This window comes from Streptomyces sp. NPDC056128, from assembly GCF_042263835.1.
Classification (GTDB): Bacteria; Actinomycetota; Actinomycetes; order Streptomycetales; family Streptomycetaceae; genus Streptomyces.
Genome location: NZ_JBHJVQ010000007.1, coordinates 261,124 through 279,467 on the forward strand (window position 1 = coordinate 261,124; position 18,344 = coordinate 279,467).

11 protein-coding genes are annotated in these 18,344 nt (G+C 71.9%); 3 read left to right on the plus strand and 8 right to left on the minus strand.

Translation table 11 applies throughout. The features are described 5' to 3' along the window. Positions 1-56: 56 nt before the first annotated feature. The 4 genes from ACFC1X_RS17520 to ACFC1X_RS17535 form a co-directional block, all read right to left on the minus strand. Positions 57-3,446 carry a CARDB domain-containing protein gene (locus tag ACFC1X_RS17520; RefSeq protein WP_376354409.1) on the minus strand — a complete coding sequence of 1,130 codons (3,390 nt, stop codon included), beginning with the start codon at positions 3,444-3,446 and terminating at the stop codon, positions 57-59. 380 nt (positions 3,447-3,826) lie between these two features. After that, positions 3,827-5,272: an argininosuccinate synthase gene (gene argG / locus ACFC1X_RS17525; protein WP_376354412.1), complete on the minus strand. Its 1,446-nt coding sequence runs from the start codon at positions 5,270-5,272 to the stop codon at positions 3,827-3,829. Between the two features lie 57 nt (positions 5,273-5,329). Further along, positions 5,330-6,769 (minus strand): NAD-dependent succinate-semialdehyde dehydrogenase, encoded by a 1,440-nt coding sequence (locus tag ACFC1X_RS17530; RefSeq protein WP_376354415.1) that lies wholly within the window; start codon positions 6,767-6,769, stop codon positions 5,330-5,332. Positions 6,770-6,938: 169 nt separating this feature from the next. Further along, entirely contained in the window at positions 6,939-8,207 is a 1,269-nt protein-coding gene (locus ACFC1X_RS17535; RefSeq protein WP_376354418.1) for an aspartate aminotransferase family protein, read from the minus strand. A 222-nt stretch (positions 8,208-8,429) separates the two neighbouring features. Between ACFC1X_RS17535 and ACFC1X_RS17540 the strand changes: the two genes are divergently transcribed. Further along, complete coding sequence (locus ACFC1X_RS17540; protein WP_376354421.1) at positions 8,430-10,046, plus strand: PucR family transcriptional regulator; 1,617 nt, start codon at positions 8,430-8,432, stop codon at positions 10,044-10,046. A gap of 10 nt (positions 10,047-10,056) precedes the next feature. Here ACFC1X_RS17540 and ACFC1X_RS17545 read toward each other — a convergent pair whose 3' ends face one another. Genes ACFC1X_RS17545 through ACFC1X_RS17560 form a run of 4 tightly spaced genes read right to left on the minus strand, consistent with a single transcriptional unit; the run spans position 10,057 to position 15,452 of the window. Next, entirely contained in the window at positions 10,057-12,438 is a 2,382-nt protein-coding gene (locus ACFC1X_RS17545) for a beta-glucosidase (RefSeq protein ID WP_376354424.1), read from the minus strand. After that, entirely contained in the window at positions 12,435-13,253 is an 819-nt protein-coding gene (locus tag ACFC1X_RS17550) for a carbohydrate ABC transporter permease (protein WP_376354427.1), read from the minus strand. The genes ACFC1X_RS17545 and ACFC1X_RS17550 overlap by 4 nt, the downstream gene beginning before the upstream one ends. Beyond that, entirely contained in the window at positions 13,250-14,137 is an 888-nt protein-coding gene (locus tag ACFC1X_RS17555; protein ID WP_376354430.1) for a carbohydrate ABC transporter permease, read from the minus strand. Before ACFC1X_RS17555 ends, ACFC1X_RS17550 begins: the two co-directional genes overlap by 4 nt. A gap of 10 nt (positions 14,138-14,147) precedes the next feature. Continuing rightward, the gene (locus ACFC1X_RS17560) at positions 14,148-15,452 is read right to left on the minus strand and encodes an ABC transporter substrate-binding protein (RefSeq protein WP_376354433.1); all 1,305 of its coding nucleotides are present in this window, start codon (positions 15,450-15,452) and stop codon (positions 14,148-14,150) included. Positions 15,453-15,772: 320 nt separating this feature from the next. Between ACFC1X_RS17560 and ACFC1X_RS17565 the strand changes: the two genes are divergently transcribed. Both ACFC1X_RS17565 and ACFC1X_RS17570 read left to right on the plus strand, forming a co-directional pair. Continuing rightward, positions 15,773-17,344 (plus strand): PHB depolymerase family esterase, encoded by a 1,572-nt coding sequence (locus ACFC1X_RS17565; protein WP_376354436.1) that lies wholly within the window; start codon positions 15,773-15,775, stop codon positions 17,342-17,344. A gap of 113 nt (positions 17,345-17,457) precedes the next feature. Then, positions 17,458-18,315, plus strand: a complete 858-nt coding sequence (locus ACFC1X_RS17570; protein ID WP_376354439.1) for a TetR family transcriptional regulator C-terminal domain-containing protein — start codon at positions 17,458-17,460, stop codon at positions 18,313-18,315. Positions 18,316-18,344 lie beyond the last annotated feature (29 nt).

Sequence of the window (18,344 nt, forward strand, 5' to 3'; positions counted from 1 at the left end):
GAGCCCGGCGACGCGGTGGTGCTCCGCGTCGCCGGGCGGGTACCGTCGGGCCGTGCCTACCTGTTGATCTTGAACTGGGAGCCCGGCTCGATCTGTACGTCCTCCTCCGCCGAGTTGGTGATGGTGACGTCGGTGAGGGTCGCGCTGCCGCGGGCGCCGCCCATCGCGAGGATGCCGGAACCGTTGTTGGACTTGTCGATGCGGACGTTGGTGATCTTCACGTCCGGCATCGCACCGCCTCCCGTCTTGAACTGGATGCCGTCGTAGGTCGAGTCGAGGATCTCGGTGTCCCGGATGGTCACGCCCGGGATGTCCTGGCCCTGCGCGAACAGGGTGATGGCGCCGAACTCCTGGTCCTCGTTCCAGAAGGCGCCGCCCGTGCGGTGCAGGGCGTTGCCCGCGATGAGGGTCTGGCCGGAGAAGGGCAGCGGGTCGTGGTCGGTGGCGAGCATGATGCCGGGGTAGTTCATGGTGTCGGAGATGACGTTGTTCTCGATGGTGTTGCCGTAACCGCCGTACACCGCGATGCCGTTGGCCCGCCAGGGCAGCTGGATGGTGTTGTTGCGGAAGTGGTTGTCGTGGCCGACGTCCACGGAGGTGTCCTTCACGTACTTGCTGGCCCACACGGCGAGCGAGTCGTCGCCGGTGTTGCGGAAGGACGAGTTGTAGACGGTGGAGTTGCGGGTGCCGTTGGCGAAGTTGATGCCGTCGGCGTAGGTGTTGCGGATGCGCACACCGGTGAACTCCAGGCCGTCGCCGGGGCCCCACAGCTCGGGGATGTTCGAGTAGTCGCGGCCGGCCCAGACGCCGACGTTGGCGTGCTCGATCCACACGTTGGTGATCTTGGTGTCCTTGCCGAAGCGGCCGTTGAGTCCGACGCCGCCCTCGTGGTTGCCGTCGCCGCCGCGGATGGTGCCCGAGCCGAAGATGGCGATGTCCGAGATCTTGGTGTTGTCGTCGATGTCGAAGCCGAAGTTGCCCTCGTGCGGGTGGTTGATGCCGCCGGCCTCGTGCGGCGGGGTCAGCGTGTAGAGCTGGGAGTGCCACATCCCGGCGCCTCGGATGGTGACGTCGCGGATGCCGACCTGGTTGAACTGGCCGCGGTTCTGCGGGTCGTCGGTGAGGATCTTCTGCTCCTGGCGCCACTGTCCGGCCGGGATCCAGACGCACTCGATCTGGCCGTTCTGGTCGGCGGTGACGGCGCGCTGGATGGCGTCGGTGTCGTCGAGGCCGTCGCCGGGGACGGCTCCGTACTGGGTGATGGAGGTGCAGTTCGCCGGCTTGGCCGCCGGGGGCGCGACCTGCTCCAGGTCGATCAGGTCGATGACGTAGAAGGCGGCCGTGTCGCCCGCGTCGCGCTGGAGGCGGAACTCGGTGCCCTGCGGGAAGGTCTTGTTCAGCAGGGCGTGGGACTCGTCGAACAGGCGTCGCGCGTCGCCGCCGGGCCGGTTGGTGAGTCCTTCGGGGTCGTCGGTGCTGCCGTACAGCCAGCTGTGCTTGGAGGACAGGCTGAGCTTCTGCACGAACTGGCCGTCGGCGTAGAGGCTGATGGTGGCCTGCGCTCCCCCGCCGCCCGGGGCGTCGGGGATGGAGTTGCGCACCACGATGGAGTTGGTGGGTGTGGTGGAGGTGAACTCGACGTGGTCGCCGGCGGAGTCGAGCCGGACGGACTCGCGGCCCGAGGACTCGGTGCCGAAGTTGGTGTGTCCGAAGGTCCGCTTGGCGTCGGAGGTGAGCAGCGTGCCGTCGTACCGGCCGTCCTCCGCCTCGTACTCGGTGTACGGCACGGCGGCGCCGCGTCCGACGACGAGGGACTTGGCGAGCACGTTGTTGTTCTCGTTGGTCTCGTCGACGACGTCGGTGGCGTCGGCGGACGCGGTGAGCGTGACACCGCCGCCGGTCGCCTTCCAGGTGCCGCTGACGGGCACGTTCACCGTGGCTCCGGCGGCCACCTGACCGGTGGTGCCGTTCAGCGTGGTGGAGCCGGCCTGGATCCGGGTCACCGAACCGGCCGCGGCGGCGCTGGTGCCGCGGTTGTGCACGGCGACGGTGAAGGAGACGTCGGCGCCCACGGCCGGGTTGGCCGGGTTCGTGGTGATGGACCGCACCTCGAGGTCGGGGCCGGGCGCCCGGCCGACGACCAGCCGGTCGGTGGCGGTGCGGCTGTTGTTGGTGTCGTCGAGTTCGGCGACGGTGTCGCGGGGGTCGGCGACCGCGGCGACCGCGTAGCTGCCCGCCGCGTGGGTGCCGGTGGCGATGGCGACCTCGGCGGACTGGCCGGGGTCGAGCGCGGGGACGGAGGCGCTGCCCGCGGCGGCGCCCTCCACGGTGACCTCGGTGGTGGTCGCGGCCGAGCGCGCGGTGCCGGCGTTGCGGACCGTGGCGTTCACGGTGACCTCGTCGCGCTCGGAGGGCGCGGCGGGTGACCAGTCGAGGCCGGTGACCGTGAGGTCGGGCGCGGGTGCGGCGGTGCCGAGGACCTGGAACTCGGCGACCTGGCCGCCGGGCGCGCCGGTGTTGGAGAAGAACCTGAGCCGCACGTCGGCCATCCGGCCGCTGACCGGGATGCTCACGGTGTTGGCCTGGCCGGGGCTGAAGGCGTAGTCGGCGCGGTCGCGCAGCGAGGTGAACCCGCTCGCGCCCTCGGCGCGGCCGAAGACCTGGATGCTCTGGGTCCGCGCGGCCCACACCGGGTCGGGGTTGAGCTTGACCACCACGCCGCTGACGTCCGCGTCGGCCCCGAGCTTGACGGTGAGGTCGGCGGGGTGTCCCGCGGCTTCCCAGTACGTCGAGGTGGAGTCGTCGGTGGCGTTGGCGGCGACGTAGGACTGGGTCGACGAGGTGGCCTCGACCGGCTTGTTGCGGGCGAGGTTGGTGCCGGTGGGCGGCGGGCCGGGGTCGGTCTCGTCGCCGTAGACCTCGAGTTCGGACAGTTGCGCGGCGTTCCAGCCGGTGTTGCCGGTGATGTCGACGCGGATGTAGCGGGCGTCGGCGGAGGAGCCGAGGTCGACGGCGACGGTGTTGGCGCGGTCGGGGCTGAACGCGCGGGCGTCCGCCGCGGCGAGGGTGCGGAAGGTGGAGCCGTCGGTGCTGCCGCGCACGGAGAGGCTCTGCCTGCGGCTCTCCCAGCCGGCGGGCAGTTTGAGGACCACCCGGTCAACGTCGCGGGCGGTGCCGAGGTCGACCTGGAGCCACTGGGGGAAGGAACCGGCCGGTCCCTCCCAGTAGGTCGCCTGAGTGCCGTCGGTGGCGTTCCCCGCCGGGTAGGCGCCGTGCGAGCCGCCCGCCTTGGCCGGGCGGCCGAGGGCCAGGTTGACGTCGGCGGCGGCCTTCGCCGGGGCGGCCTGCGCGGTGGCGGCCAGGGGCAGCGGCAGCAGCCCGACCGTCATCAGCCCGGCTACGGCGGCGCCGGGCAGCGACCGTCGGCCGAGAGATCTCCATCTCATGGGGGTCCTCTGTTCCGTGGGGAGGCGGGTTTCGGGGAGCGCGACACAGTCCGACTGGGAGGGAGAGCACCGATTCTGCGCGCCAATTGAGCAGGACAGTCGATTCTTTGCGGAAAGTGCGTCATCAGGTTTCTAGCGCGTCACCGGTTTGTCAACGGTCTTGGTTGAGGCGGGAGTTGGCACGTAATTGACTTGCGTCGCTTGCGGGCCTCTTACGTAGGGCTTGAACTGCGCAGGGGCGAACTGACGGACGCGGAAGCGTCGTTCCAAGCTCGTAAGTCACGCAAGTCATGCACGAGGGTGAGCAACAGAAAGGCCGGCCCGACGCCGTGAGGCGTCGAGCCGGCCCTTGCCGGTGCGGGGTCCCCGGAGGGGACGGATCAGTCGGTGCCGGACTCCATGGCGGCGCGGTCGAGCAGCTCGTCCTCGGCGGAGACCTGGCCGCGCGAGGCGATGGCCTCGGCGCCGCCCTCCGGCATGGCGCCGATCAGCCCGGTCGCGGCGGCCTGGGCGGCACCGATGGCGGGGTTGGCGGTGCCGATCAGACCGAGCCCGGCGTACTGCTCCAGCTTGGCGCGCGAGTCGGCGATGTCGAGGTTGCGCATGGTGAGCTGGCCGATCCGGTCGACCGGGCCGAACGCGGAGTCCTCGGTGCGCTCCATCGACAGCTTGTCCGGGTGGTAGCTGAACGCCGGGCCCGTGGTGTCGAGGAGCGAGTAGTCCTCACCCCGCCGCAGCCGCAGCGTGACCTCGCCGGTGACCGCCGAGCCGACCCAGCGCTGCAGCGACTCCCGGATCATCAGCGACTGCGGGTCGAGCCAGCGGCCCTCGTACATCAACCGGCCCAGGCGCCGCCCCTCGGCGTGGTACTGGGCGAGGGTGTCCTCGTTGTGGATGGCGTTGACCAGACGCTCGTACGCGGTGTGCAGCAGGGCCATGCCGGGGGCCTCGTAGATGCCCCGGCTCTTGGCCTCGATGATCCGGTTCTCGATCTGGTCGGACATGCCCATGCCGTGCCGGCCGCCGATGGCGTTGGCCTCCATCACCAGGTCGACCGGGGAGGCGAACTCCTTGCCGTTGACCGTGACCGGGCGGCCCTGGTCGAAGCCGATCGTCACGTCCTCGGCGGCGATCTCGACGGACGGGTCCCAGAACCGGACGCCCATGATGGGCTCCACGGTCTCCACGCCGGTGTCGAGGTGCTCCAGCGTCTTGGCCTCGTGGGTGGCGCCCCAGATGTTGGCGTCGGTGGAGTACGCCTTCTCGGTGGAGTCCCGGTAGGGGAGGTCGTGGGCGACGAGCCACTCCGACATCTCCTTGCGGCCGCCCAGCTCGGTCACGAAGTCCGCGTCCAGCCACGGCTTGTAGATCCGCAGCTGCGGGTTGGCGAGCAGGCCGTACCGGTAGAACCGCTCGATGTCGTTGCCCTTGAACGTGGAGCCGTCGCCCCAGATCTGGACGTCGTCCTCGAGCATCGCCCGCACCAGGAGCGTGCCGGTGACGGCGCGGCCGAGCGGCGTGGTGTTGAAGTAGGCGCGCCCGCCGGAGCGGATGTGGAACGCCCCGCAGGTGAGCGCGGCCAGGCCCTCCTCCACCAGCGCCGCGCGGCAGTCGACCAGGCGCGCGATCTCGGCGCCGTAGGTCTTCGCACGGTCGGGCACCGAGGCGATGTCGGGCTCGTCGTACTGGCCGATGTCGGCGGTGTACGTGCAGGGCACGGCGCCCTTGTCACGCATCCACGCGACCGCGACCGAGGTGTCGAGGCCGCCCGAGAAGGCGATACCGACGCGCTCGCCGGCGGGAAGAGAGGTGAGGACCTTGGACATAGGAAGAGTATGCATGATGACGCATGACCATGCAAAGCCCGTCGCTCAATCTCCTCCTCACCGGGTCGGCAGCGCCACGTACTGGTACTCCAGGAACTCCTCGATCCCGACCCTGCCGCCCTCCCGGCCGAGGCCCGACTGCTTGACGCCGCCGAAGGGGGCGGCCGGGTTGGAGACCAGGCCGGTGTTGAGGCCGACCATGCCGGTCTCCAGGCGTTCGCTGACCCGCAGGCCGCGGTCCAGGCCCTCGGTGTAGAGGTAGCCGACGAGGCCCCAGGGGGTGTCGTTGGCGCGGCGTACCACCTCGTCCTCGTCGTCGAAGGTGAGGATCGCCGCGACGGGGCCGAAGATCTCCGTGTCCATGAGCGCGCTGTCCGGGGAGACGTCGGTGAGCACCGTGGGCGGGTAGAAGCAGCCGGGGCCCTCGGGTGTCCGGCCGCCGACCAGCACCCGGGCGCCGCGCTGCACCGCGTCGGCGACCAGTTCCTCGACCTTGGCGCGTCCGGCGGCGTCGATGAGGGGGCCGACGTCCACGCCGTCCCGGGTGCCGGGGCCCACGACCAGCGCCTCCATCCGCCGGGCCAGCCGCCGCGAGAACTCCTCGGCCACCGGGCGGTGCACGAAGAAGCGGTTCGCGGCGGTGCACGCCTCGCCCATGTTGCGCATCTTGGCGATCATCGCGCCGTCCACGGCGGCGTCCAGGTCCGCGTCGTCGAAGACGATGAACGGCGCGTTGCCGCCCAGCTCCATCGAGGTCCTGACGACCGTGTCCGCGCACTGCGCGAGGAGCAGCCGTCCGACGGCGGTCGAGCCGGTGAAGGACAGCTTGCGGATCCGGCCGCCGCGCAGCAGCGGTTCGCACACCTCTCCCGCCCTGGAGGTGGGGACGACGTTCAGCACGCCGTCCGGCAGTCCGGCCTCCTTGAGGACGGCGGCGAGGGCCAGGCTGGAGAGCGGGGTCTGCGGAGCCGGCTTGTGCACCATCGTGCAGCCGGCCGCGATCGCCGGGGCGATCTTGCGGGCGCCCATGGCGAGCGGGAAGTTCCACGGGGTGATCAACAGGCAGGGCCCGACCGCGCGCCGGGAGAGCAGCATCCGGTTGCGTCCGTCGGGGAGGAGGCCGTGGCCGCCGTCGATCCGGACGGCCTCCTCGGAGAACCAGCGGAAGAACTCGGCGGCGTAGGCGACCTCGCCCCGGGCCTCGGCCAGCGGCTTGCCCATCTCGGAGGTCATCAGGCGGGCGAGTTCGTCCGTGCGCTCCAGGACGATCTCGTGGGCGCGGCGCAGGATCTCGCTGCGCGCCCGCGGCGCCGTGCGGGCCCACGCCTCCTGCGCCTGGACGGCGGCGTCCTCGGCGAGCCGGGCGTCCTTGGGTCCGGCGTCGGCGACGTGGCGGACGGTCTCGCCGGTCGCGGGGTCGTCCACGGGCAGGACGGCGCCGTCCGCCGCGTCCGTCCACGCGCCGCCGATGAACAGCTGGGTCGGTGTGTCGGTCATGGGGTCCCTCCTGGTCGCCCGGCCCGGAGGCCGGGCTCGGTCTGCGTGTGCTCGGTCCGCCGGGTCCGCCTCACGAGGGCGGCGGCCATCGGGGCGCCGGTCCGCCCGCTCCCGACGGTCCGCGCGCACCGGCCCGCCTGCCCGCCTCACGGCGACGGCGGCCGTCGGATCACCCGTCCGCCGCCCCCGACGTCCCGGCCTCGACGGCGGCGGCCCAGGCCCGCAGGCCCTCGTCGACGGCCGTCTCGTCGATCACCAGCGCGGGGATCATCCGGACCACCTGGTTCCAGGCTCCGCAGAGCAGCAACAGCAGGCCCTCGTCGACCGCGGCCCGCTGGACCCGGGCGGCGGTCCCAGGGTCCGGGTCCCCGTTCTCGGTGACGAACTCGCTGGCCAGCATCAGTCCCATGCCCCGGACATCCCCGATGGCGGGCGTCCGCGCCGCCACCTCCTCCAGTCCGCGGCGCAGGCGCGCGCCCATGGCCTCCGTGTTCTCCACCAGCTTCTCGTCGCGTACGACGTCGAGGGTGGCGCAGGCCGCCGCGCAGGCCACCGCGTTGGCGCCGTACGTGCCGCCCTGCGAGCCCGCCCAGGCCTTGCCCATCAGTTCCTCGGAGGCCGCGATCGCGGACAGGGGGAAGCCGCTGGCCAGGCCCTTGGCGGTGATCAGGATGTCGGGGGTGACGCCGAAGTGCTCGTGACCCCAGAACCGGCCGGTGCGGCCCACGCCGGTCTGCACCTCGTCCAGGATCAGCAGGAAGCCGTGGCGGTCGGCGCGCTCGCGCAGGCCCTCCATGAAGGCGCGGGTCGCGGGCACGTAGCCGCCCTCGCCCAGGACCGGCTCGACGATGACGGCGGCGGTGTCGGCGGGCGAGGTGATCGTCTGGAGGGTGTAGTCCAGCTCCTGGAGGGCGAAGCGGGTGGCGGTCTCCTCGTCCCAGCCGTAGCGGAAGGCGGTCGGGAAGGGGGTGACGACCACGCCGCTCATCAGCGGCGAGAAGCCGGACCGGAAGCGGGTGCCCGAGGTGGTCATGGACGCGGCGGCTACGGTGCGTCCGTGGAAACCGCCGTGGCAGACCAGCACGTTGGGGCGGCCGGTGGCCTGGCGGGCCAGGCGCAGCGCCGCCTCCACCGCCTCGCTGCCGGAGTTGGTGAAGAACAGGCTGTCCAGACCGGCCGGCAGGACCTCGCCGAGCTTGTCGACGAGGCGCCGCAGCGGCTGGTGCATGACGGTCGTGTACTGGCCGTGGACCAGGGTGCCCACCTGCTCCTGGGCGGCGGCCACCACCCTGGGGTGGCAGTGGCCGGTGCTGGTGACGCCGATGCCGGCGGTGAAGTCCAGATAGCGGCGGCCGTCCTCGCCATGGATGTGGACGCCCTCGCCCCGGACGGCCACCACGGGCGTGGCCTGGCGAAGGTGCGGCGACAGTGCGGTCATGCTCGTCTCCCGGCGTGATCGTCGGTCTGCTGCGTGCCCCGAGCCTTCCCGCCGGGGCGGGCCCGCCAACGCGTGATCTGTCCGGCGCGGGCGCGGTATCCGGACGATGTGTCAACCGTCCGGCGCCGCGCGCGCCGCCGGTCCGCGCCCGCGCCGCCCTCCGAGCGCTCTTGCGCAGGTCAAGGAGGCTTGTCAGAGTGACCAGGGGCACAGGGAGGCACCGTGAGCGAGAACCGGCACCCGGGCCCGGAGGGCCGTCCGCCCACCGTGGCCGACGTGCTGGCCCTGCCGGTGCTGGCCGGGGGCGAGCCGCGGGTGGTCACCGGCGCCGACCGCGTGGACCGCCCGGTCCGGTGGGTCCACGTCACCGAGCTGACGGACCCGGCGTCGTTCCTCAAGGGCGGCGAGCTCGTCCTCACCACGGGCATGCCCCTGCCCGAGGACCCGGCGGGGGTACGCCGCTACGTCGACGAACTCGCCGACGTCGGTGCCGCCGCCCTGGTCATCGAGCTGGTTCGCCGCTACCACCGGCCGCCCGACGCCCTGGTCCAGGCCTGCCGGGCGCGCGGGCTGCCCCTCGTCACGCTCGCCCGGGACGTCAACTTCCTGGAGGTCACGCAGGTCGTCCACGCGCTGATCCTCGGCAGCCAGGCGGACGCGATGCGCAGGACGCAGCGGGTCCACGAGGCGTTCACCGCGCTCACCCTGCGCGGCGCCGGTCCGGAGGACGTGGTGCGCGCGGCGGCGGAGATGAGCGGACGCACGGTCGTGCTGGAGAACCTGGTGCACCGGGCCCTGGTCTGCGAGCCCTCGGGCAGTACGGCGCAGGCCGCGCTCACCGGCTGGGAGCGGCGCTCGCGGACCACACCGGCCACCGACCGCACGGGCCTGGCCGGTCCCGAGGGCTGGCTCGTGGCCCCGGTGGAGTACCAGGGCGAGGGCTGGGGGCGGGTGGCCATGCTGCCGGGCGGGGACCGGGCGTTCGGCCCCGAGGACGTCACCGTGCTGGAGCGGACCGCGATGGCCCTCACCATCGCCCGTCTCACCCACGCCACGCCCTGGGAGCGCACCGCCCACCGCACCGCCCTGCGGGACCTGGCCGAGCGGCGCCACCGCTCCCCCGCGGACGCGCGCGCCCGGGTCGCGGCCCTCGGGCTGCCCGCGTCGGACGCCCGCTTCGTCGCCGTACTCGCGGACCTCCCGGGAGAGGCCGACGCAGCGACGGCCGAGGCCCGGCTGTCCGAGGAGCTGAGCACGTCGGGGGCGCGGGCGCTCGTCGGTCTGCTCTCCCCCACCCGCCTGGGCGTGCTGCTGGCGCTGCGCCCGTCGCCGCCCTGGCGCGAGGCCGTCGAGCGGCTGAGCCGGGGCGTGCTGGGCGCCGCTCCGGACGCGGTCGTGAGCGTCGGCTCCCCCGCCCCGGATCTCGACGGCGTCGCGCGTTCCTTCGGCGAGGCGGCCCGGGTGGCCGAGGCCACCGAGCCGGGCCGGCCCCCGCCGCCGGACCGGTCCTTCCACGAACGGGCGGACATCGGCCTGGGCCGGCTGCTGTTCGCACTGCGCGACGACACCCGCGTCCAGGACTACGCGGAACGGCAGTTGGGCCGGCTGCTCGACCACGACGCCCGGCACGGCACCGACCTCGTGACGACCCTGCGCGGCTATCTGGACGCCGCGGGCAACAAGACCGTCGCCGCCCGGTCGGCCGGGCTGTCCCGGGAGACCGTCTACCAACGGCTGCGGACGATCGAGCGGTTGCTCGGGCGCGACCTGGAGTCCGGCGAGCAGCGCACCGAACTCCATGTCGCGCTCCAGGCGCTCGATGTGCTGCGGGGCGACTGACCCGGGCGCCTCAGCCGCCCGCCGACGGTTCCTGCCCGAAGACCGCGTGCAGCCGCCGCGTGTGGTCGACCCGCCGTTGCCGACCGGTGAGGGTGACCGTCGCCGTCAGGGGCGGCGCGGTGCTGGACGCGGCGAACCGCAGCTCCAGCGCGCCGGGTTCGACGATGCGGTGGCCGTCGCGCCCCGTGAAGGAGGCGAGGTCGGCCGGGACAACGGCGCGCACCCTGCGGGCCTCGCCGGGCGCCAGCGGCACCCGGGTGTAGCCGACGAGGCGCCGCACCGGCTGGACGACGGAGGCCACCGGGTCGTGCAGGTAGAGCTGGACGACCTCGGTGCCGTGCCGTGCGCCGGTGTTGCGGACGGTCAGAGCCAGGGAGAACTCGCCGTCGGTGGGCGCCTGTTCCACGTCCACCGCGAGGTCGCTCCAGGCGAACGTGGTGTACGTGAGGCCGTGCCCGAAGCCGAAGGCGGGCGTCGGGTCGATGCTGGACACCTCGCTGGCGTGGGCGAGCCGCGCCCCCAGGTAGGTGGTCGGCTGGGCACCGGCTCCGCGGGGCACGCTGACCGGCAGCCGCCCGGAGGGACCGGTACGCCCGCTGAGCACGCCCGCGAGAGCGGAGGTCCCCTCCTCACCGGGGAAGAAGGACTGCACGATCGCGGCGGCCTCCGTCACGGCCCGGCCCAGCGCGTAGGGCCGGCCCGCGAGGAGCACCGTGACGACCGGCCTGCCGGTGTCCAGCAGCGCGTCGAGGAGCGGTTGCTGGGCGCCGGGCAGGGCGAGCGACTCGACGTCGCAGCCCTCACCGCTGGTGCCGCGTCCGAAGAGTCCGGCGCGGTCGCCCAGGACGGCGACGACGACGTCCGCCTCCCCGGCCGCGCGGACGGCCTCGGGGAGGCCGGAGACGTCTCCGTCGTCGATGCCCGTGCCGTGGGCGAGCGTGAACTCGGTGTCGGGGAACTCCGCGGCCAGGGTGGCGCGCAGGGTGGGCAGGTCGATGCCGACCGGGGTGGCGGGGTGGTGGACGCCGATGTGCTGGGGGAAGGAGTAGCAGCCGAGTACGGCGGTGGGCTCGTCGGCGTTGGGTCCGACCAGGGCGATGCGGCGCGGCCGGGCGAGCGGCAGTGTGCCGTCGTTGCTCAGCAGCACGACCGCTTCCTCGGCGACCGTGCGGGCCAGTGCGCGGTTGCGGGGCCCGTCCAGGTCGATCCGGCCGCGCAGGGCCTCCGGGTCGTCCAGGTCGGCGCCGTCCAGTGCGGCGGGCACCGGGTTCCAGTCCGGGTCGAGGAGCCCGAGCAGCGCCTTCTGGGTGAGCACCCGGCGCAGGGCGCGGTCGATCACCTTCTCGGGGACCCGGCCGGCGGCTACCGCCTCCACCAGGGGCGCGCCGAACGTCTTGACGGTGGGCAGCTCGACGTCGACGCCCGCCCGCAGCGCGGCACCTGCGGCCTCCGCCCAGTCGGCGGCGATGCCGTGCAGGGTCTTGAGGAAGGCGATGCCGAAGTAGTCGGCGACGACGGTGCCGTCGAAGCCCCAGGTGTCGCGCAGCAGCCCGGTGAGCAGGTCCTCGTCGGCGGCCGCGGGGACGCCGTCGGTGTCGGTGTAGGCGTGCATCACCGACCGGGCGCCGCCCTCGCGGATCGCCATCTCGAAGGGCGGCAGCAGGACGTCGGCGCGCTCGCGCGGGCCCATCGGGGAGGGCGCGAGGTTGCGTCCGGCGCGGGAGGCCGAGTAGCCGGCGAAGTGTTTGAGGGTGGCGACGACACCGGCGTCCTCCAGGCCGCGCACATAGGCGGAGCCGATGGTGCCCACGAGGTAGGGGTCCTCGCCGATGGTCTCCTCGACCCTGCCCCAGCGGGCGTCGCGCACCACGTCCAGGACGGGTGCGAGGCCCTGGTGGACGCCGACGGACCGCATGTCGCGGCCGATGGCGGACGCCATGCGGTGCACCAGGTCCGGGTCGAAGGTGGCGCCCCAGGACAGCGGGACGGGGTAGGCGGTCGCGCCCCAGGCGGCGAAGCCCGCCAGGCACTCCTCGTGCGCGACCGCGGGGATGCCGAAGCGGTTCGCCGAGGCGATGCGGGCCTGGGTGCGCAGCAGCGAGAGCGCGCCGAGCGCCGGGTCGACGGGGGCGGTGCCGAAGGGCCGGGTCAACTGGCCCAGGCCGGTGGGCAGGAGCGCGTCGAGGTCGACCGCCTCCTCCATGTCGTGCTGGTGCGGGGCTACGTCGCCGCCCTCGTCGGACGCGCCGACCCAGACGCCGTACAGCTGGGCGATCTTCTCCTCGGGGGTCATCGCCTCGATGAGCGCGGACACCCTGGTGGTGACGGAGAGGTCGGGGTCGTTCCAGAGGGGGATTTCGGGGTGGGTCTCAACCGCCACGTTGTGGGTCACTTTCCTCCGACGCCCATCAGGCCCTGGACCAGGGCGCGACGGGCGAACAGGTAGACGAGCAGGACGGGCACCATGGACAGCACCACGGCTCCCAGCAGGCCGGGGATGTCGATGCCGTGTTCGGTCTGGAAGTTGTAGAGGCCCAGGGTGACGACCTTGGTGGCGTCGGACTGGGTCAGGACGAGCGGGAACAGGAAGCCGTTCCACGCCTGGAGGGCGGAGAACACGACGATCGTGGACAGTCCGCCGCGCGACAGCGGCACCACGAGCTGGAAGAACATGCGCCGCGGGGTGGCGCCGTCCATGGTCATGGCCTCGAACAGCTCCGGGGAGATGTCCCGCATGGCGCCGCTGAGGATCAGCGCCGACATCGGGAGGCAGAACGCGGTCGTGGGCAGGATGACGCCGAGCAGGTTGTCGTAGAGCCCGGCCTCGCTGATCAGGTAGAACATCGGCACGATCACGGCCTGGGCGGGGATGGCGAGGCCGAGCAGGAAGAGCCGGAAGACCGCCGAGGTGGCGCGGCCCCGGCTGCGCACGATGGCGTAGGCGAGGGGCGGGACCAGCAGCAGGACGAGGCCGACCACGCAGGCCGTGACGACGAGGGTGTTGAGGAAGTACCGGCCGAAGCCGGAGTCGAAGGCGCCGGTGTAGTTGTCCAGGGTGAAGCTGTCCGGCATCGAGACCGGGCCGTTCTCGGCGTAGTCCTGCCGGGTGCGCAGGGTCGCGGCGAGCAGCACGTACAGCGGCAGGCCGACCAGGAGAAGCCAGCCGAACGAGCCGGCGCCGGCCAGGTAGTTGGGTCGGCGCCTCATGACACACCCTCCGTGGAACTGCGCATCTTGTCGTAGCCGGAGACCCGGACGACGATCAGCGAGATGACCGTGGCCGCGACGACCAGGGCCAGGGCGATCGCGGAGCCGGTGCCGTAGTCGAAGCTCTTGAACGCCTTGTCGTACATGTAGTAGGCGCTGATGGTGGTGTCGGTGCCGGGGCCGCCCTGGGTCAGGATGAGGACCGTCTCGAACGTGGTCAGGCCGCCGACGATCATCAGGATCATCGAGGTGATCATGGCGGTGCGCAGCTGCGGCAGGGTGATGTGGAAGAACTGCCGGTAGCGGCCCGCCCCGTCGATCTCCGCCGCCTGGTACAGCACCTGCGGGACGGCCCGGGCGGCGCCCTGGTAGATCAGCGTGTGGAACGGGGTGAACTGCCATGTGCTGACGAACGCGAGGACCCCGATGGCGGTGGCCTGTTCACCGAACAGGTTGCCGTCGCCGAACAGCCAGGTGGCGCCGGCGGGGATGCCGAAGTTCGGGTCGAGCAGCGCCCGCCACAGCACGGACACGGCCGTGGCGGACAGCAGCAGCGGGATGAAGTAGATGACCGACAGGACGGCGCGGTTGCGCTGGTGCCCGGCGGCCCAGACGCCGAGCAGGATGCTCAGCGGGGTCTGGAGGGCCACGCCGAGCACGGTCAGCAGCAGGGTCAGCCAGACGCTGTTGAGCATGACCGGGTCGTCGGCGAGGCGCGACCAGTTGTCGGTGCCGACGAACTCGGGCGGGCTGATGCCGTCCCAGCTCATGAAGGACAGCACCGCCACCATGATGAGCGGCACGATCGCGAAGAGGGCGAAGAACACTGCGGCGGGCAGCGCCCAGACGAAGCCGGGCCGGGCGCTCGTGGTCTGTGTGGTCATGGGCCGTTCGTCAGTCGGTCGGGAGGGCCTGCATGGCCTTGATGAAGCCGTCCGTGTCGAGCTGTCCGTTGAAGAACTGCTGGATGGCCTTGTGCATGTCGGAGCTCGCCTTCTGCGGGTACGCCTGGTCCCAGGACAGCTGGAACGACGGGGCGTCGGCGACGAGGTCGTACTGGAAGCGCGAGTACTCGGGGGTGCCCGAGCCGTCGATGAACTTGTCGGTGTTGGTCGTGGTCGGCAGGTTGCCGACGTCCAGTTGCGCCTTCACGAACTCGTCGGAGTACATGAGCTTCAGGAACTCGGCGACGGCCTCGGGGTGCTTGGTCTTCTTCATCACCGAGTAGTAGTTGTTGGTGTTGCCCGCGACGGCGGCCGGGTCGCCCTTGCCGCCCTCGACGGTCGGGAAGGCGCTGTATCCGAGGTCCTTCCGGGCGAACTCCTCGTGGTCCGTGAGCTGCTGGGAGTAGTACCAGGAACCCATCAGCTCGAAGCCGGCCTTGCCCGAGGCCATCAGCTGGACCGAGCCGCCGTTGGTGTACTTGACCGAGTCGTAGTTCTTGCCGAAGGCGCCGGTGTCGACCAGCTCCTTGATCATGCCCAGGGCCTTCCTGCTGTCCGCGCTCTCCCAGGCGCTCTTGTCGCCCCCGACGGCCTTCGCGAACAACTCCGGTCCGGCTGTGCGGTCGTAGAGGTACTGGAACCACATCTGGGTCGGCCAGACGTCGCCGCCGCCGAGCGCGATCGGCGTGACCCCCTTGTCCTTGAGCTTCTCCACCGCGTCGAGCAGCTCGTCCCAGGTCTTGGGCGGCTCGACGCCCGCGTCGTCGAGGACCTTCTTGTTGTGGAAGAGCAGGACCGGCTGGGTGCCGCGCATCGGGATGCCGTACGGCTTGCCGTCGACGACGGCGCTGTCGAAGACGGACGGCAGGAACTTCTTCCTGAGGTCCGGGTCCTTCTCGATGAAGCCGTCGAGCGGCAGCAGCAGGCCGGCCTCGACGAACGGCTTGATGCTGCCGCCGCCCCAGTTGAAGAACACGTCCGGGGCCTGCGGCGTGCTGATGATCGTCTGGAGCTTCTTCTGGTAGTCGGCACCGGGGATGGTGTCGAGGACGGCCTTGACGTCGGAGGTCTTGTTGAAGGTGTCGACGATCCGCTGTTCGACCTTGTTGCTCGCGTCCCCGTAGACCAGAACATGGATCTTGCCGTCGTCGGACGACGCCCCGCCGTTCCCGTCGCCGCAGGCCGACAGGCTCAGCGCCAGGGCGAGCGTCGCGGCGGTGGCGACGAGTCCGGGCAAGCGCGCACGTTTCTTCATCGTCTGCCTTTCGAAAGTTTCGGTGCCGTCACCGAAAGCTCATGGTGTCGGACAGTAAAGTCAGACGGGAATCTTGGTCAATGGCCGTGCGGACGCGGACTCAATTCGTTATCGATCGCTTCCGACAGTTTCGAAGCCCGTACCGATGGCCGGGAGCTGACGGAGCACGGCGCGGTCCGGCACGGCATGTGCACTTGGCACAGGGAGCGAGCACGCCGTATGTGGTCCGCACCGGTCGTCGTGGCGGGAGCCCGGTCCTACTGTCCAGCCAGCAGTTGAGACCCACGTCACAAACCCCCACGTGCCGTAGGAGTGTTGCGATGCCCCACACCCATCCCTCAGCCATGCCGACGGCGCGCGGCGGCGTCCGTGCCTGGGCGGCTCTGCTGACCGTGCTGATCGCCGCGGCGGCGTTCCTGTCCGTACCGTCGGGAACCGCCCGCGCGGCCGCCCTCCAGGAGGTGACCGGGTTCGGTTCCAACCCCGGCAACCTGCAGATGTTCCGGTACGTCCCGGACGGCCTCCCGGCAGGCCGTCCGCTCGTCGTCGCGATGCACGGATGTACGCAGAACGCGGCCGCCTACGACGACGAGACGGGCTGGACGGAGATGGCCGACCGGCTGCGGTTCGCGCTGCTGCTCCCCCAGCAGCGCAGCTCGAACAACGCCAACTCGTGCTTCAACTGGTTCGAGAACGGCGACACGTCGCGCGGCTCCGGAGAGGCTCTCTCCATCGTCCAGATGATGGACCGGATGCGCGCCGACAACGGCGTGGCGGCGGACCGTTCGTTCGTCACCGGGCTGTCGGCCGGCGGGGCCATGGCGTCCGCGATGATGGCGGCGTATCCCGACCGGTTCGACGGCGGCGCGGTCGTCGCCGGGATCCCGTCGCGGTGCGCCACGAGCCTGGCCCAGGCCTTCGGCTGCATGAGCCCCGGCTCGGACCGGACGCCCGCGCAGTGGGGCGATCTGGTGCGCGGCGCCTCGTCCCACGGCGGCCCGTGGCCGACCCTGTCCGTCTGGCACGGCACCACCGACACCACGGTGGCGCCCATGAACCGGCGCGAACTCGTCGAGCAGTGGACCGACGTGCACGGCACCGACACCACCCCGGAGACCTCGGACACCGTCGGCGGCTATCCGCACCTGGTCTACGAGGACGCCACGGGCCGCCCGGTCGTCGAGTCGTTCGAGATCACCGGCATGGGCCACGGCCAGCCCGTCGACCCGGGCAGCGGAAGCGGCCAGTGCGGACGGGTGGCCGCCTACATCCTCGACGTGAACATCTGCGCCGCGCACCACATCGCGCGGTTCTGGGGTCTCGACGCGGGAACCGATCCCGACCCGGACCCCGGTACGCGGACGGTGACCCTGGCGAACGACGACAGCCGCGACGGTTACGTCAAGGCGGGCGCCGACGGCGCCGGTCCGGCGGTCGGCACGCTGGAATCCCTCTACGGGCTGGGCGTGGGCCGGGGCGCGGACGGCAAGGACAACCGGGCGGTGCTCTCCTTCGACACCTCCTCGCTCCCCGACGACGCGGTCGTCGACAGTGCCAGGCTGTCCGTCACGTACGCGGGCGGCAGCGGCGATCCGTGGGGAGACCCGGCCGCCAACTCCCTGACGGTGGACGCGCACACCGGCTGCCTCGGCGCGTGCACGATCGAACCCTCGGACTGGTCCGCGTCCCCGACCGCGACCGGGATCGCCACCGTCCCCCGGTTCACCTCGGGCGCCGCGCCCTCCACCGAGTTCTCCGGCCCCGGTCTGCGGGCCCTCGACCCGACCGGCACCACCCAGCTGAGGCTCCGCTTCCTCCAGGCCCCCGGCGCCACGGCGTATGTCTTTGTCGCGCCCGGTGCCGCGGCGAAACTCACCGTCACCTTCCACTGAACGGGAGATCTCCTGACTTGCGTGCCAGTCAGGATCTCAATACACCCTTCCAACAGGGCTTCCAGTTCGTGCGCTGTTGAGTTTTCCGCAACACGCCTCTAAGGTCGTGGCCCGTGGAAACCGACGACGTCATCGAAGGCGCGCCTGCCGCCGACACCGCCGCCCGCGTCCGTGAGGTCATCGCGGACGCGGGCGTCAGCCAGCGCGAGTTCGCGCGCCGTGTCGTCATGGATCCGTCCAAGCTCTCGCGCTCGCTGAGCGGCACCCGCCGCTTCACGGCCGCGGAGCTGGCACGGATCGCCGACGAGGGCCGGGTCGACGCGGGCTGGCTGCTCGGCACCCGGCCCCTCGAGAAGGCCACGGCGCCGGTCGCCGACGTCGAGGGCGGGCGGCCGCTGCAGATCGTCCGCGAGACGGTCCGGCTGATCGCCGAGCACGGATTCCACGCGGTGCGGGTCGCGGACATCGCCCGTGCCTGCGCCACCAGCAGCGCCGCGATCCACTACCACTTCCCGGGCCGCGCCGAACTCCTGGAAGCGGCCGTGCGCTGGTGCATGGACGAGGACACCGCGCGCCGTGCCGCCCGGCTCGCCGAGGCGGACGACGCGGCGGCGGAGCTGCGCCAGCTCATCGCGCTGCAGACGCCGCGCACCGCGCAGCAGCGCCGCCAGTGGGCGGTGTGGCTCGACCTGTGGGCCGAGGCCGCGCGCTCCACGGGAGTGGGCCGACTGCACTCCGAGTACTACCGGCAGTGGCGGGAGACCGTCGCCGACGTCGTACGCCGAGGTGTCGGACAGGGCGTGTTCCGTGCCGACGTCGATCCACCCGCCGCGGCACTGACGCTGACCGCGCTGATCGACGGCCTGGCGACGCACGTCCTCTCGGTGAGCGGACCGGCGTCCGACAGCGCCGCGGACGCGATGCACGCGGCACTGACCACACACGTCACGCACACGATCCTGGCCGACTAGCTCCAGCGGCCACGGAAGCCAGATTTCGG